Raw genomic sequence first — 15175 nt, 5'->3', positions numbered from 1 at the left:
AATAATTATTTTAAAGTTGCCTTTATAATTTTCGTACCGTTAGTAAGCTTTAGAACTACATCCATATCATTTGTCTTACCAAAAACAGTATGAACTCCATCGAGATGAGGTTGTTGTTCATAAACAATAAAAAACTGACTTCCGCCTGTATCTTTGCCAGCATGAGCCATAGAAAGTGAACCTTTTAAATGTTTATTAGAATTTATTTCACATTTAATATTGTATCCAGGCCCTCCAGTCCCTGGCATGCCAGATGCTCCATCACGTGTATTTGGGCATCCACCCTGGGCCATAAATCCGGGTATGACTCTGTGAAATGCAAGACCATCATAAAATCCATCACTAATTAATTTTGTAAAGTTATTGACGGTATTGGGTGCATCTTCAGAAAAAAAATCAATATTTATGTTTCCTACTTCTGTTTCAAATAACGCTTTTGTCATTTTTTATTTGTAAATTTATAATACTTTAATACCTACAGCAACTTTTCAAGGTTTTCCTTAATAGTATTTATATCAATTTTTTCATTATCATTAATTTCATCCTGCCAATTATCAACTTCTAGGTTTTTCTGAGGTGGAGAAATTAATAACCTATCTTCGGCTGTTTTAGGTACAAAATTTTTCTCCACTAACTTACATTCATAATCTAATTTCGTACAAAAATCTTTTATTTCTTCGATATTTATCATCTCGACTGTTGGTAAAGGGAAATCTTGAGCTTCAAGGAGCCCACAGTATCTTATTGCATCGTCTTTGTCTTCAAACATAAGAACTATCGTCCTTCCCTTTAGTTCGATAGAATGAATTCCTTCTTTATCTGTTCCTGAATTAAATAAAAGAACAAATATGTTCATAAGAATCAGTTTTTCTATTTATATAGTATTTGATTAAGAATCAGAAAGTGATAATTCTTGTAATCTTGTATATAAAGCTATTTCCTCATCGTTAATATCAGCAGGAATAACTACTAGTATTTCAACATATTGATCACCCACATCATCTTCATAAGTTAGACCTCTACCTTTTAAACGTAACAACCTTCCTGTAGATGATTTTGGAGGTACTTGAAGAGTAACATTTCCATCAAGAGTAGGAACTTCTACTGCACAACCAAGAAGTGCATCATGGGGAAATAACTCTAATTTATAAAGAACTCTCAATCCATCTATTCTTAGACCATTTTCAGTTCGAACTTTTAACTGTAGATAGTGATCTTTCCCCCCCCTAGCAATATTTTCGAGTCTTAATCTCCATCCATCGCCAGCGAAAGGAGGTGTATCAACTTCAACGACAGTTTGATCTTCAAGTTCTATTAAAATTGAAGTTCCACTTAAGGCCTCATCAGGTGTTAGTTCAATAATTGTTTCTATATCTTCGTGGAGTTTAACTGGAGGTGGTTCTTCAGGAGATGTTGTAGGGTACTGATAATTGTAGTATTCATTAGTATCTTCTTCTACTGATTCACCTTCATAGGGTTCATCAGTATCTTCTCCGTAATTCTTATGGGTGTATTCATATCCAAATAATGAATCAAGATAGTCACTAAATTCAGGGAACCCTGTCTCGAAATTATTATTTTCGAAATCCTCAACTATTTTTTCGTTCGAACTTTTATTTTTTTTATCGGGATCACGAAGGTATTCGTATGCTTGGTTGATTAATTTAAATCTTTCTTCTGCATTTAAATCATTTTTATTTAAATCTGGATGCCATTTTCTTGCTTCTCTACGAAATGCCTTTTTAAGTTCTCTATTGTCAAAATCATGGGATAAACCCAAAATCGACAAATAGTCTTTTTTAGAGGAAATAGTCATTGTCCCATGGATCATCATCCCTAGAATTACCATACCTCGAATTTCTATAATTTCTATTCATTTGATTATCCCAAGGATCTTCATCCCAATAATCATCTGAAAAAAGTTCGTCTTTTAACGATCCAAATGTATTTTTGATACTTTGTAGTGGATTATTATCAGTTTTTCTTTCTGCTGCGAATTTCCTGTTTAAACCAAATAATGCTTCTTGGAGAGCACTTACTGAAATTTCTAATTCTTGAGGATCATCATCATCTATGAATTCTTCAACATCTTGTATAGCTATTTCAACAGCTCTTTGTTGTCTTTCTGCTCCATAAGGCCCAAATTCTAATGAAGCGTCTCTAAGTCTTCTCTCAGCCTGTGCAATAAGAGTTAAAGCACCATTTTTTCTGTCAATAACAGATCTCTTTTTCCTATCTTCGTTGGCCTTGGATTTGGCTTCTTGAATTATCGAATTTATTTCTTGTTCATTTAAATTTGATCCTCCAGATATTGTAACCGTTTGCTTTCTTCCAGTTGTTCTATCAGTTGCACTAACTTCTAAAAGACCATTGGCATCTATATCGAATGCTACTTGAACTTGTGGAATTCCTCTGGGTGCTGGTGGTATTCCAGACAGCCTAAATTTTCCAAGCGATTTATTTTCAGAAGCTAATGGCCTCTCTCCTTGTCTTACTTTAACAACAACCGATGATTGATTAGCTTCGGATGTACTAAAAACATCAGATTGTCTAACTGGGATTGGTGTATTGCGAGGAATAAGTACCTTCATAAGACCACCAATAGTTTCTAAACCCAAAGAAAGAGGGGTAACATCATTTAGTAGTAAATCTTGTAAATCACCGCTAATTATTCCAGATTGTATCGCGGCACCAATTGCAACTACTTCATCTGGATTAACGGATTGACACGGATCATTAGGAACAAGAGTTTTAACTAATTGTTGCACCATTGGGATTCTGGTACTTCCCCCGACAAGAACTACCTCATCTATATCTTCAGCGCTCCATCCAGAGTCATCTAATGCTATTTGCACAGGCTCTAATAATCTATCTAGTAAATCTTGTGATAATGATTCAAATATTTTCCTATCTAAGGTCTCTTCAATATGTAAAGGCCCCTCTTTACTAGTTGTGATAAATGGCAATGATATTTTTGTTTTTTGCAATCCTGACAATTCACATTTAGCTTTTTCAGCAGCTTCAGTTAATCTTTGTAAAGCTTGTCTATCTCTTCTTAGATCAATTTCATATTTAGCAAGAAATTTTTCTGCAAGCCAATCAACTATTTTTGAATCAAAATTGTTACCTCCTAATTGTGTATCACCACAAGTGGCTTTAACATCAAATACTCCATTCGAAATTTTTAATAATGAAACATCAAATGTTCCGCCTCCTAAATCAAAAACCAAAACATTATTAGAAGAACTTTTTTCAAAACCATAAGCCAAAGCAGCAGCAGTTGGTTCATTGAGAATCCTATCTACTTTAATACCTGCCAATATTGCAGAATCCTTTGTAGCTTGCCTTTGAGACTCATTAAAGTAAGCTGGTACTGTAATAACTGCAGAGTCAACACTATCTCCAAGATATGTTTCTGCATCATTAATTAATTTTCTAATCAATGAGCTCACTAATTCTTCTGGTGCATACTCTCTTTCTGTATTTGGACTAAGTACTCTAACGCTTCCAGTAGTATTAGCCTTTACGTTATAAGGAACAGAAATACTATTCTCATCTAATTCATCCCAGTCACTGCCAATAAATCTTTTTAGGTTATAAAAGGTATTCTTAGGATTTAGAACAAGTTGTCTTCTAGCTTGGTCTCCTATTACTATTTCCTTGTCTTTTGTAAATCCTACTATTGAAGGTGTGGTTCTAGAACCTTCAGAATTTGCTATAACAATTGGACGACCAGCTTCTATAACTCCGACAACAGAGTTAGTAGTACCTAAATCAATTCCAACTATTTGCCCCATGATTTTAGATCGCTAAATTAAAGCAAAATTTACTAATAATTTAAATAATTTTTATCTTAGATATTTACATATAATAGTAAAAATCAAATTTTTTCAACTTAATTTATATAAATAAGATTATTTATTGCTTGATAATAATATTACTATTTATTTTAAAACAATTTTCACACAGAAAGTTGTTGATGTAGTAAACCAAAATAAACTAATATAAAACGGAGAGAGAGGGATTCGAACCCTCGATAAAGTTGCCCCTATACAGCATTTCCAGTGCTGCGCCTTCAACCACTCGGCCACCTCTCCCAGATTAACCATCTTAACCCTTTATCATCCCATTTTTGAGGAAAGTTATTTGAAAAAAACTTTCAAAGTCACGATTAAAAATAAGGATACCGGAAAGGTCTTCCAAGAGCAGGTTAATAGTGATGAGTACATACTTAAAGAATTTGAAAACAAAGGTTTCAAACTTGCATTTTCATGTAGAAATGGCTGCTGTACAAGTTGTGCAGTTAAAATAATATCCGGTACTTTGCAACAATCTGAAGCTATGGGTGTATCTCAAGCCTTAAAAGATAAAGGTTATGCACTGCTTTGTGTCGCTAAGGCAACCTCAGATCTTGAAGTTGAAACTACATATGAAGATGAAGTTTACGATTTACAATTTGGACAATATTTTGGGAGAGGAAATACTAGAGTTGCGCCACCTTGGGAATTCGAGGAAGATTAATTAAAATGTTCGAATTAAGTGAAATAGAGGAAGTCGCAATTCAGGTAAACCTACCCAGTTTGTATGAAGTAGCTAAGAAGTCCGCTCAAATTGGTAATGAAATTCTAAAAATAAATTACAATAAAATCCAGAAAATATCATCAAAGGGTAGGAAAGGTGATCTAGTAACCAATGTAGATTTGGAAGTTGAAAATAAAATAAAAGAATATTTATTAGAGGAGACCCCGAACATATCTATTAATGCAGAGGAATCGGGTAAATTAAATAAATCCTCAGATTTAACATGGTGTATAGACCCATTAGATGGTACAACAAATTACTCTCATGGATATCCTTTTTTTGGAACTTCTATTGGTCTGGTATATAAAAATAAGCCAATTATAGGCGCTATATCAGTACCTTATTTAAACGAACTATATTCAGCTTGTATCGGTTTAGGATCTTTTTGCAATGATAATGAACTTAAAGTATCGAGTCCTTCTAATCTTTCTGATAGTTTACTTGTAACTGGCTTTTCTTATGACAGATTTGAGATAGAAGATAATAATTACGCCGAATTTTGTTATTTAACACATAAAACTAGGGGTGTCAGAAGAGGAGGAGCTGCCGCAGTTGATCTAGCATTTGTTGCTTCAGGCAAGGTCGATGGATACTGGGAAAGAGGATTACAGGTATGGGACCTAGCGGCCGGTGCTATTATTGTAAAAGAGGCTGGTGGAATCATTTCTGATTATCCATCAGGTAAATTTAATTTAAGTTCTGGCAGAATTTTAGCGTGTTCTCCAAACCTTGAAGATGAATTAAAAAATGAACTGGGTAAAGTTTCTCCTTTTAATAAAAATCTCTATACCTAAAATTAGTTAATTATAAAAATGACAGATATTAAGGAAATTAAATTAGTCGACGTAAAAAATAACTCCAATATCATAAATACTTTAAACAGTATATATAAACTATGGGGCTATGAAGAGGTTTCACCATCATTTATAAATACTTTAGAGACGATAAGAGGCCGTGGAGTTATAGAAGAAAATCAGGTTGTGGGAATAGTTAGTAATAATTCATTATGTCTTAGGCCAGAAATGACAACATCTATTGTTAAATTGTCATCTACTAGATTAATAAATAAGAAAAGACCTATAAGATTATTCACTAATGGAATGGTCTTTGATAAAAAACAAAATAATAAAAATTCATTTGAGTTACAAGAAAAACTGCAGAGCGGAATTGAATTAATTGGATATGATACAAAATACCCAGAAATTGAAGTTATTAATATTTTATTTGATGCAATCGATAATATTAATTTGAAGGATGATTGTAATTTATTTCTACTAGTAAGCACCACAAAAATAATGGATTTAATCTTGAATAAATACAAGAAAAATAATTTTGAAGAAATTAAGAAAAGTCTTGTTAATTTCGATCAAGATAATTTATCTAAATTAGGAATTGATGAGGATGATAAATATATTCTTAAGGATCTCTTATTCACAAGAGGAGAACCAATTGCAATATTAAAAAAATTGAAAAGTACATATGGAACTAGTAAAACATTAGATGATTTAAATTTTTTATTTGAAACTTTATCAAAAATATCAAAAAAATATGGTGTTAAATTACAACTTGATCCCACGTTTCAACCCCATTTGAATTTATATGAAGGAATAGTTTTTCAACTCATAGGAGATGATGGTAAAAATAAAAGCGTTATAGCAAAAGGCGGAAGATATGATGAATTAGTAAGATTCTTTAGTCCTAATGAGAAAATCTTAAATGGTATCGGATTTACAATTTCATTAGACATTTTAAGAAATTTATTAATAGAAGAAAAAACAGATAAAAGAAAGATTTTATTAATGTTTAAAGATTCTTGTTTCTTAGAAAAAGGTATGGATGCACAAAAAGAACAACAGAAAAAAGGAAATATTGCCGTTTTACATTTAAATCCATGTGATGACTTGACTAAAGCTAATAAAATTATGAAGGAAAACAATTGTAATGAGATTTTGTGGGTTAAATAAAACCTTTTAAAAACTTTTTTAGGTTTTTGAATTCATATATTGTTCGGAGAATACTCCTAATTAAACTTGATTAACTAGTTTTTAGGAAATAATATTTAATATGTTTGATTTTTTTTAAATGGAAAAAGGCGAAATTCGTATTAATACCGAAAATATTTTCCCAATTATCAAGAAGGCAGTTTATTCTGACCATGAAATCTTTTTAAGAGAACTTGTTAGTAATGGTGTTGACGCAATAAGTAAACGAAGAATGGCATCTATGGCAGGCGATTGCGAAAATACTGAAGAAGCTCAAGTAAAAATATCTATTGATCGTGAGAAAAATACTCTAACGATTTCTGATAATGGAATTGGAATGAACGATGAGGAAATTAAGAAGTACATTAACCAAGTAGCATTCTCTAGCGCAGAAGAATTTCTAACAAAATACAAAAAAGATAATGATGAATTTATAGGTCATTTTGGACTTGGTTTTTATTCAAGTTTCATGGTGGCAGATAGAGTTGATATATTAACTAAATCAGCAATTGGAAAATCAAAAGCTTTTAAATGGTCTTGTGATGGATCTCCAAATTTCACATTAGAGGAGTCAGAAAGAGAGAAAATCGGTACAGATGTGATACTTCACTTACTTGACGAAGAAAAAGAGTTTATTGAGCCTGAAAGGATTAAATCATTAATAAAAAAATATTGTGATTTTATGCCAATAGATGTCTTATTAGAAGGTGAGACAATTAATAAGAAAAACCCTCCTTGGAGAAAACAACCTAGTGAATTAAAAGATGAAGATTATATTGAGTTGTATAAATACCTGTATCCTTTTCAGGGTGATCCACTGCTATGGATTCATCTAAATACTGATTATCCATATGACATACAAGGGATATTGTATTTCCCTAAGTTGTCTGGCAGAGCTGATTGGGAAAAAGGAGAGATTAAACTATTTTGTAATCAAGTATTCGTTAGCGATTCAATTAAAGAGATTGTACCAAAATATCTTTTACCTCTAAGAGGAGTAATAGACTCTACAGATATACCTCTAAATGTCAGTAGAAGTGCATTACAAACAGATAGAAAAGTAAGATCAATATCATCATTTATTTCAAAAAAAATCGCCAACAAACTTAAGGAACTGATAAAAAATTCTCCAGAATTTTATGCTGAAATTTGGGATTCTATCTCGGCTTTTATTAAAATTGGTGCTATCGAAGATGAAAAATTTGCTGATTTAGTAGATAACAGTATAATTTTCGAAACAATCATAAATTCGGAGAACGACGTAACTAAATACATTGAAAATAAGTCGCTTATCAAATCCAATGATAAATATTTCACAACTCTGGCAAATTACAAAGATCGAAATAAAATAACCGAATCTAAAAAAATAATTTACTGTTCAGATTCTATCGCGCAATCAAGCGCATTAAATATCTGTCTATCGGATAATAAAGAAGTTATTAAATCAGATCCGTTAATTGATGCACAATTTCTTCCTTGGTTAGAAAGTAAAAATGAAGATTATCAGTTCCAAAGAGTTGATTCAGAAATAAATGAACTAGAAGATAATGAATCTAAAGAAATTGTAGATAAAGATGGCAAATCAAATACAGATAATCTTAGAGATATTATTGTAAAAGCACTTAACAATGAGAAAGTAACAGTAAAAGTTCAGTCACTTTCAAGTAAAGGTGCTCCACCTGCGATGATCTTGCTTCCAGAGCAAATGAGAAGAATTAATGATATGGGAGCTTACATGGAACAAAAGATGCCTGGCTTACCTGAATATCATGTGCTTTTAATTAACAAGGAACATCCTCTTATTGTTGGTCTTAATAAAATTACAAGCAACAAAATAATTATTGATAAAAAAGATCCTATAGAAAATCCATTGGCATCTAAAATTGCTAATCATGTTTACGATATGGCTAAACTATCTGTTGGTGGATTAGATCAAGAACAGATCATTAATTTACAAAATAATAACGCCGAATTAATTTCAGAATTGCTTAATTCAACAAATTGAGTCGTGTGTTAAAATTTTTAAAGATATAACTCAAAAATATGTCAAGAGTTTGTGAACTAACTGGTGCTAAAGCTAATAATGGGATGGCTGTAAGTCACTCACATATTCGTACAAAAAAATTACAACAAGTTAATCTCCAAAAAAGGAGACTATGGTGGGAAGAAGGCAAAAAATGGGTAAATATCAAAATTAGTACCAAAGCACTAAAATCTATACAAAAAGTAGGATTAGATAAATTTGCTAAATCAAATGGAGTTGATTTAAAAAAATTCTAAATTTGATGAGAAATTTAGTTGTAAGTTTATTAATATCTTTCATTTTTTTATTTAATTGTAATCTAGCAATAGCTTTTGATTTTGCTCCTGAAGTTGGCGATATGGCTCCTAACTTTCAATTGGAAGGTTTTAATAAAAACATAAAATTAAAAAAAATATGGGAATTAAATGATTTTCAAGGTAAATGGCTTGTTATGTATTTTTATCCAAAGGACTTTACTGCAGGTTGCACTCTTGAAGCTAAAGGTTTTTCTGAATTAAAAAAAGATTTTTCAAAATATAATGCTGAAATTGTTGGGATTAGCGCTGATAAAAAAGATTCTCATGAAAGTTTCTGCAGCGAGAAATCCATAAACTACACTTTATTATCTGATCCTGAAGGTATTATTAGCGAAAAATATGGTTCTTGGATTCCTCCATTTTCAGATAGAAATACTTTTTTAATTTCTCCAGAAGGGGAAATTTCTTATAGATGGATAAGTGTTTTACCTATAAATCATGCCAAGGAAGTACTTAATATACTAAAGAAAAAATTATAAATTTTGCACGAACTTTCATTTGGAACTTGGTTAATTCATATCTCTTCAGTCATTGAATGGATATTTACCATCTTTGTGATATATAAAATTTCTAAATATAAAAAATATAATTTATTTTTTTGGTTAAGCTTAGCTATGGTCCCAAACTTAATAGGAGCTATGTGCGCTATAACTTGGCATATCTATGATAATCAAGATACATTGTATGGATTAGTAACGCTTCAAGGGATATTTACATTTATTGGAAATTCAACATTAGCTCTCGCATCATTCACTATTTTTAAAACGAAAAAGAGTTATGAATGATTTATTTATAAAATTTATAGAAAAATTAGCTTTAATTGACAATACAGCTTTGTTCGCATTGTCTATATTTCCATATGCAGTCTTTTTGTTTTATTTATATAAAATTAAATCTGTTAATAAATTTGTAAAAACTGGTTTTTCCTTAACAGTTTTATTTGTTTTCATAACAATAATAATTTCTATCTACACATTAAATTACTACGATAAAACCCTTGTTGAGATCGACTTCTTGCATGGTTTAGCAGAATCTTTTTTAACACTAAGCGATTTTGTTATTTTGTTTGGATTCATAAAGATTTTAAATAACTTAGAAGTAAACAACTCTTAAGACCTTTTACAATTTTGTGTTTTTTAGGTAAAAGTATTAGAGAATATATGAAAATAACGATTTTTTATGTTTACTACATTATTTGCAGCTGCTTCTGCCCCAGCAACATTCGAATGGTCACCAAAATGCGCCGTTGTTATGATTGCATGTAATGTTTTTGCTTATGCAATTGCTAGAGCAACTATTAGAAAACCTAATGAAGGTTTTGAAATACCCAATTCAAAATTCTATGGTGGTTTAAGTCACGCATCAGTTGTGGGAGCTAATTGCCTTGGTCACATTTTTGGAATTGGAGCTATCCTTGGACTAGCATCACGAGGAGTTTTATAAATCTTTATTTAAAGGGTTTTTTAACTTTTTAATTTAAATTTCTCGATAATTTTATCTGCCATCTGATCAGGCATAAGACCTAATTTCTCTTTACTCTGATCAGGTGATGCATGATCTACTAAAACATCAGGAATACCAATTCTGTAAACAGGAATATTTACTTCCTTATCGTTGAATAATTCAACAATTGCAGAGCCAAATCCACCTATTAAAGTTCCTTCCTCCATAGTTACTACTTTTTTAATCCTACTTGCTAAAGGAATAATAAGGTTTTCATCTAGAGGTTTTACAAATCTTGCATTTACAATACATGCATTAATGTTCATAGTTTTCAATATTTCTGCTGTTTTGATAGCTGAAGCAACCATTGATCCATAAGCAATAATTAAAATATCATTTCCCTCTTCTAGTATTTCCGCTTCTCCTATATTCAAAGGTTCCCAACCCTCATCCATAATTGCTACACCTAAGCCAGAACCTCTTGGTATTCTCAATGCTGTTGGACCTTTATGGTTAATAGATGTAATTAACATTCTCTGCAATTCAGATTCATCTTTTGGTGCCATTAATACAAAGTTTGGTATGGATCTCATATAACTGATATCGTATTGCCCTTGGTGAGTAGGACCATCTGCGCCAACTATCCCAGCTCTATCAAGTACGAACGATACAGGTAAATTTTGTATACCTACATCATGAATTAATTGATCAAAAGCTCGTTGAAGAAAAGTACTGTAAATAGCTACGACAGGTTTAAGACCATCGCAAGACATTCCTGCTGCAAGTGTAACTGCATGTTGTTCAGCAATCCCTACATCAACGTATTGATCTGGAATATTTTTTTGCAACAAATCTAATCCAGTACCAGTAGCCATTGCTGCAGTGATACCAATAACCTTGCTATCTTGTTCACATATTTTTAATAAAGTTTGACCAAAAATTTTACTGTAACTTACAGGCTTTGGTTTTTTTGACGGAATTGATTTTCCAGTAGTGAGATCAAATGCAGACTGTGCATGGTAACCAACCTGATCAGCCTCCGCATAAGGATATCCTTTACCTTTTGTAGTGACTACATGAACAAGTACAGGTTTATTAAGTCTATGAGCAGCATTAAATGTAGTTATTAGATTTCCAATATCATGCCCGTCGATTGGACCCATATATGTAAATCCAAGTTCTTCAAAAACCGCACCTACTTTTGGGACAGCTAAACGTCTCACGCTTCCTTTAATATTCTTTAATTCTTCCGGAATATCCTTTCCAATAAGAGGTATATTTTTTACACTCTCTTGAACACTATCCGACAAAAATTGTAATGGGGGGCTAAGTCTCACCTTATTTAGATAAGATGAGAGTGCACCAACTGGAGGTGATATAGACATATCATTATCGTTTAATACTACAACTAAGGGAGTATTTGGTAAGTGACCTGCATGATTTATAGCTTCTAAAGCCATTCCTCCAGTTAATGCTCCATCTCCAATAACAGCAACACATTTATAATTTTCGCCTTTTCTATCTCTTGCTATTGCCATCCCTAAAGCAGCAGAAATAGAGGTGCTGGCATGACCAGCACCAAAATGGTCAAATTTACTTTCACTTCTTTTTAAATATCCAGCTACTCCATTTTGTTGTCTAAGGGAATCAAATTCAGCGTATCGTCCAGTTATTAATTTATGAGGATATCCTTGATGTCCTACATCCCAGACAACTTTATCTAAATCAAGGTCCAGAGTTTGATATAAAGCCAATGTCAGCTCAACTACGCCTAATCCGGGACCAAGATGTCCACCACTTGTAGATACTACTTGAAGATGTCTTTCTCTGATTTGACAAGCAATTTCTTCTAATTGTGAAACTGTTAAGTCATGTAGTTGATTTGGATGACTTAACTCACTTAAAAGCATTGAATAAAAATAGGTATCTATATAATCTAAAACGCCGAGGTGCAAAATGAGTATTTTTTTCTAAATAGATCATGTAATGTTTTAATTAGATTAATAATTAATGCTAATAATATAAATATGAATGATTATTTTGAGAAAATACTTCAAGCTGAAGTCTATGAAGTTGCGAAAAAAACACCTCTAGAAAAAGCTCATAATTTAAGTAATACTCTTAAAAACGAAATTTTCTTAAAAAGAGAAGATCTTCAAGATGTATTTTCATTTAAAATTAGAGGTGCATATAACAAGATGAGTAAGCTCACTAAATCAGAGCTTGAACAAGGAGTTATTACATCAAGTGCAGGTAATCATGCTCAAGGAGTTGCACTAAGTGCCCTTAAGTTAAATTGTCAGGCAACAATATTAATGCCCATTACAACGCCTTTAGTAAAGGTAAACGCAGTAAAAAATTTAAAAGCCAAAGTAATATTATTTGGAGATAATTATGATGAAACTTATAGAGAGGCGATAAGGATTAGCCAAGACCAAAATTTATGTTTTATTCATCCTTTTGATGATCCAGAGGTAATAGCGGGTCAGGGAACAATAGCTATTGAAATTGAACAACAATTAAAACATAAACCTCATGCCATTTATATTGCAGTTGGTGGTGGTGGATTGATATCAGGAATATCAATATACATTAAAAAAATATGGCCTGAAGTTAAAATAATTGGAGTTGAACCTGAAGACGCAGATGCAATGTCAAAATCGTTGGAACAATCAAAAATCGTAGAATTATCTTCAGTTGGACAATTTGCTGATGGAGTCGCAGTTAAAAAAGTTGGTAATAATACTTTTGATATTGGTAGAAAATATATAGATAAGATGATTAGGGTTAACACAGATGAAATATGCGCCGCAATAAAAGATGTTTTTGAAGATACTAGATCGATACTAGAGCCAGCTGGAGCATTATCAATTGCTGGTATGAAAAAAGATATCTTTATTTCGCATTATTCCAATAAAAGAATGGTTGCGATTGCTTGTGGTGCAAATATGAACTTTGAGAGGCTAAGATTTGTAGCAGAGAGAGCGGAACTTGGGGAATGTAAAGAGGTAATGATGGCTGTTGAAATACCAGAACGTGCTGGAAGTTTAATTGATTTTTGTAGGTTGCTTAATGATAGAAATTTAACTGAATTTAGCTATAGAATGTCTGATTCTATAAATGCGCAGATATTTGTAGGAGTACAAGTTTATGGAATAATTGATAAAAAAAACCTTTTAGAAGAATTTAGAAATTCACAATACCCATTTATTGACATAAGCAATGATGAATTATCTAAAAATCATCTTAGACATATGGTTGGGGGTAGATTACCAAAGGATTTCAAAGAATTGAATAATAGAAATTATGTGGAGTTGTTGTACAGATTTGAATTTCCTGAAAGACCAGGAGCCTTAATTAATTTCTTAAAAAATATGAATTCTAATTGGTCAATAAGTGTATTTCACTACCGTAATTACGGTGCTGATGTAGGAAAAATTGTTATTGGAGTCTTAATAGATAGAAGTGAAATTAAAGAATGGAACAATTTTGTAAAAATATTAGGATATAAATACTGGGATGAAACTAAAAACGAAACATATAAATTGTTCCTTGGTGCACCAGAATAAAAATAAGGTAAATTAGGTATGATTTAGGTAATAAAAATCAATCAATCTGCTCTGAATACCAAGCCAATATCTGATATAGATCTAGTTACTAAAGTTGAAGCTGTTCTATATTTGAAAGGTAGACCAATAACCAAAAAAGATCTTTCAGAAATTACTAATTCTGATATCAACTCAATAAATGATGCAATAAAAGATCTCAAAAATAAATATTCTAATTCAAAATCAGCTATTGAGTTAAATGAAGTAAATAACAGTTTTGCTCTCGAACTCAAATCTAGCCTTAATGAATTTGTCGATGATTTACTTCCTTCTGATTTAAAAACATCCGAATTAAGAACGTTAGCAACCATTGCAATCAAAAAAAAGATTCTACAATCTGATCTTATACTTCTTCGAGGTTCAGGAGCTTATGATCATATTAAGGAACTATTAGAAAAGAAGTTCATAATTAAAAGGAAGCAAAAAGATGGTAGATCATATTGGTTATCATTATCAGAAAAGTTTTTTCAAACTTTTGCTGTTAGTAATGAATATCTCTCAAAGATAGGAAGCAACAATAATAAGTAAATGTTAGAATATACTAAATTACGACAATATAATGTTATCTGAGATTTTTGCAGTTCTAGGCCAAACTTTATCAATATATTCTTTCATATTAATAATAAGAATCTTACTTACATGGTTTCCCGGTATTGACTGGAGTAACGGTGTTTTATCTGCATTAACTTCTATAACAGATCCTTATTTAAACATTTTTAGAGGTATTATTCCTCCAATAGGTGGATTTGATATTTCATCTTTACTAGCTTTTTTACTTTTAAATGTTATTCAAAACTTAATTACAAATCTCCAGTATGCAAGCTTAGGGTATAGCTGAATTTATCTATCGTCTCCAGAACCACTTATCTTCCCTTCGGCAGCTCTTCTCTTTAATTTTTCGAGATTTTGTAATGCAACATCCTCTAAACTAAAATTTAATTCTGTACAAAGATTTGAAACGTACCACAAAACATCTCCCAGTTCTTTTTTAATACCTAATTTTGATTCATAATCAAATATTCCATTTTTATCTCTTATAACTTTTTTTACTTTCTCTGCTACTTCACCAGCCTCTCCCACTAAACCAAGGGTTGGATAAATATTATTTGAGCCTAAATCTGGATATTGTGCTGTTTCTCTAGCTTTTTTCTGATAAGTTTTAAAATCCATGACTTAAATAACTAACTTTGGGTATGGTAAATTTATTTATATCTAGCAATA

General features: G+C 31.6%; 18 protein-coding genes and 1 tRNA gene. 12 read left to right on the top strand and 7 right to left on the bottom strand.

The window, feature by feature from the left end; all coding sequences use genetic code 11:
• Window positions 1–5: 5 nt before the first annotated feature.
• From JJ847_07065 to JJ847_07045, 5 genes are all read right to left on the bottom strand, one after another.
• On the bottom strand, window positions 6–443 hold the full coding sequence (locus tag JJ847_07065) for a peptidylprolyl isomerase (GenBank protein ID MBO6960644.1): 438 nt from the start codon (window positions 441–443) through the stop codon (window positions 6–8).
• 32 nt (window positions 444–475) lie between these two features.
• Window positions 476–856 (bottom strand): DUF3110 domain-containing protein, encoded by a 381-nt coding sequence (locus JJ847_07060; GenBank protein ID MBO6960643.1) that lies wholly within the window; start codon window positions 854–856, stop codon window positions 476–478.
• Window positions 857–889: 33 nt separating this feature from the next.
• Window positions 890–1849: a DnaJ domain-containing protein gene (locus JJ847_07055; protein ID MBO6960642.1), complete on the bottom strand. Its 960-nt coding sequence runs from the start codon at window positions 1847–1849 to the stop codon at window positions 890–892.
• Window positions 1800–3797, bottom strand: coding sequence for a molecular chaperone DnaK (dnaK, locus tag JJ847_07050; GenBank protein MBO6960641.1), 1998 nt, complete (start codon window positions 3795–3797; stop codon window positions 1800–1802). Before dnaK ends, JJ847_07055 begins: the two co-directional genes overlap by 50 nt.
• A 213-nt stretch (window positions 3798–4010) precedes the next feature.
• Window positions 4011–4097: transfer RNA gene (locus JJ847_07045), tRNA-Ser, on the bottom strand.
• Between the two features lie 49 nt (window positions 4098–4146).
• On the opposite strand from JJ847_07045, the gene JJ847_07040 reads away from it, so the two are divergent.
• The 9 genes from JJ847_07040 to psaK all read left to right on the top strand — a co-directional run bounded on the left by JJ847_07040 (window position 4147) and on the right by psaK (window position 10346).
• On the top strand, window positions 4147–4521 hold the full coding sequence (locus tag JJ847_07040) for a 2Fe-2S iron-sulfur cluster binding domain-containing protein (protein MBO6960640.1): 375 nt from the start codon (window positions 4147–4149) through the stop codon (window positions 4519–4521).
• A 5-nt stretch (window positions 4522–4526) separates the two neighbouring features.
• On the top strand, window positions 4527–5375 hold the full coding sequence (locus tag JJ847_07035) for an inositol monophosphatase (protein MBO6960639.1): 849 nt from the start codon (window positions 4527–4529) through the stop codon (window positions 5373–5375).
• 18 nt (window positions 5376–5393) lie between these two features.
• Window positions 5394–6545 carry an ATP phosphoribosyltransferase regulatory subunit gene (locus tag JJ847_07030; GenBank protein ID MBO6960638.1) on the top strand — a complete coding sequence of 384 codons (1152 nt, stop codon included), beginning with the start codon at window positions 5394–5396 and terminating at the stop codon, window positions 6543–6545.
• Window positions 6546–6663: 118 nt separating this feature from the next.
• The gene (gene htpG, locus JJ847_07025; GenBank protein ID MBO6960637.1) at window positions 6664–8568 is read left to right on the top strand and encodes a molecular chaperone HtpG; all 1905 of its coding nucleotides are present in this window, start codon (window positions 6664–6666) and stop codon (window positions 8566–8568) included.
• Window positions 8569–8606: 38 nt separating this feature from the next.
• The gene (locus JJ847_07020) at window positions 8607–8843 is read left to right on the top strand and encodes a 50S ribosomal protein L28 (GenBank protein MBO6960636.1); all 237 of its coding nucleotides are present in this window, start codon (window positions 8607–8609) and stop codon (window positions 8841–8843) included.
• A 5-nt stretch (window positions 8844–8848) separates the two neighbouring features.
• Window positions 8849–9382 carry a peroxiredoxin gene (locus JJ847_07015; GenBank protein MBO6960635.1) on the top strand — a complete coding sequence of 178 codons (534 nt, stop codon included), beginning with the start codon at window positions 8849–8851 and terminating at the stop codon, window positions 9380–9382.
• A gap of 3 nt (window positions 9383–9385) precedes the next feature.
• Window positions 9386–9688 carry a DUF2499 domain-containing protein gene (locus JJ847_07010; protein MBO6960634.1) on the top strand — a complete coding sequence of 101 codons (303 nt, stop codon included), beginning with the start codon at window positions 9386–9388 and terminating at the stop codon, window positions 9686–9688.
• The gene (locus JJ847_07005) at window positions 9681–10016 is read left to right on the top strand and encodes a DUF3593 domain-containing protein (GenBank protein ID MBO6960633.1); all 336 of its coding nucleotides are present in this window, start codon (window positions 9681–9683) and stop codon (window positions 10014–10016) included. The genes JJ847_07010 and JJ847_07005 overlap by 8 nt, the downstream gene beginning before the upstream one ends.
• 66 nt (window positions 10017–10082) lie before the next feature.
• A complete protein-coding gene (psaK, locus tag JJ847_07000) occupies window positions 10083–10346 on the top strand; it encodes a photosystem I reaction center subunit PsaK (protein MBO6960632.1) in 264 nt (87 codons plus the stop codon).
• Window positions 10347–10366: 20 nt separating this feature from the next.
• On the opposite strand, the gene JJ847_06995 is transcribed toward psaK, so the two are convergent.
• Window positions 10367–12256, bottom strand: a complete 1890-nt coding sequence (locus JJ847_06995) for a 1-deoxy-D-xylulose-5-phosphate synthase (GenBank protein ID MBO6960631.1) — start codon at window positions 12254–12256, stop codon at window positions 10367–10369.
• A gap of 117 nt (window positions 12257–12373) precedes the next feature.
• Here JJ847_06995 and ilvA point away from each other — a divergent pair, with 117 nt between their 5' ends.
• The 3 genes from ilvA (at window position 12374) to JJ847_06980 (ending at window position 14792) form a co-directional block, all read left to right on the top strand.
• On the top strand, window positions 12374–13915 hold the full coding sequence (gene ilvA / locus JJ847_06990; GenBank protein MBO6960630.1) for a threonine ammonia-lyase, biosynthetic: 1542 nt from the start codon (window positions 12374–12376) through the stop codon (window positions 13913–13915).
• Between the two features lie 66 nt (window positions 13916–13981).
• Window positions 13982–14482 (top strand): SMC-Scp complex subunit ScpB, encoded by a 501-nt coding sequence (gene scpB / locus JJ847_06985; GenBank protein MBO6960629.1) that lies wholly within the window; start codon window positions 13982–13984, stop codon window positions 14480–14482.
• A gap of 31 nt (window positions 14483–14513) precedes the next feature.
• Window positions 14514–14792 carry a YggT family protein gene (locus JJ847_06980; GenBank protein ID MBO6960628.1) on the top strand — a complete coding sequence of 93 codons (279 nt, stop codon included), beginning with the start codon at window positions 14514–14516 and terminating at the stop codon, window positions 14790–14792.
• Window positions 14793–14794: 2 nt separating this feature from the next.
• On the opposite strand, the gene JJ847_06975 is transcribed toward JJ847_06980, so the two are convergent.
• The gene (locus JJ847_06975) at window positions 14795–15124 is read right to left on the bottom strand and encodes a nucleoside triphosphate pyrophosphohydrolase family protein (GenBank protein ID MBO6960627.1); all 330 of its coding nucleotides are present in this window, start codon (window positions 15122–15124) and stop codon (window positions 14795–14797) included.
• Window positions 15125–15175 lie beyond the last annotated feature (51 nt).

The organism is Prochlorococcus marinus CUG1438, from assembly GCA_017644325.1.
GTDB classification, from domain to species: domain Bacteria; phylum Cyanobacteriota; class Cyanobacteriia; order PCC-6307; family Cyanobiaceae; genus Prochlorococcus_A; species Prochlorococcus_A marinus_AA.
Note: the sequence above shows the minus strand (reverse complement) of the source record. Positions and strands in the feature narration are given on the sequence as shown.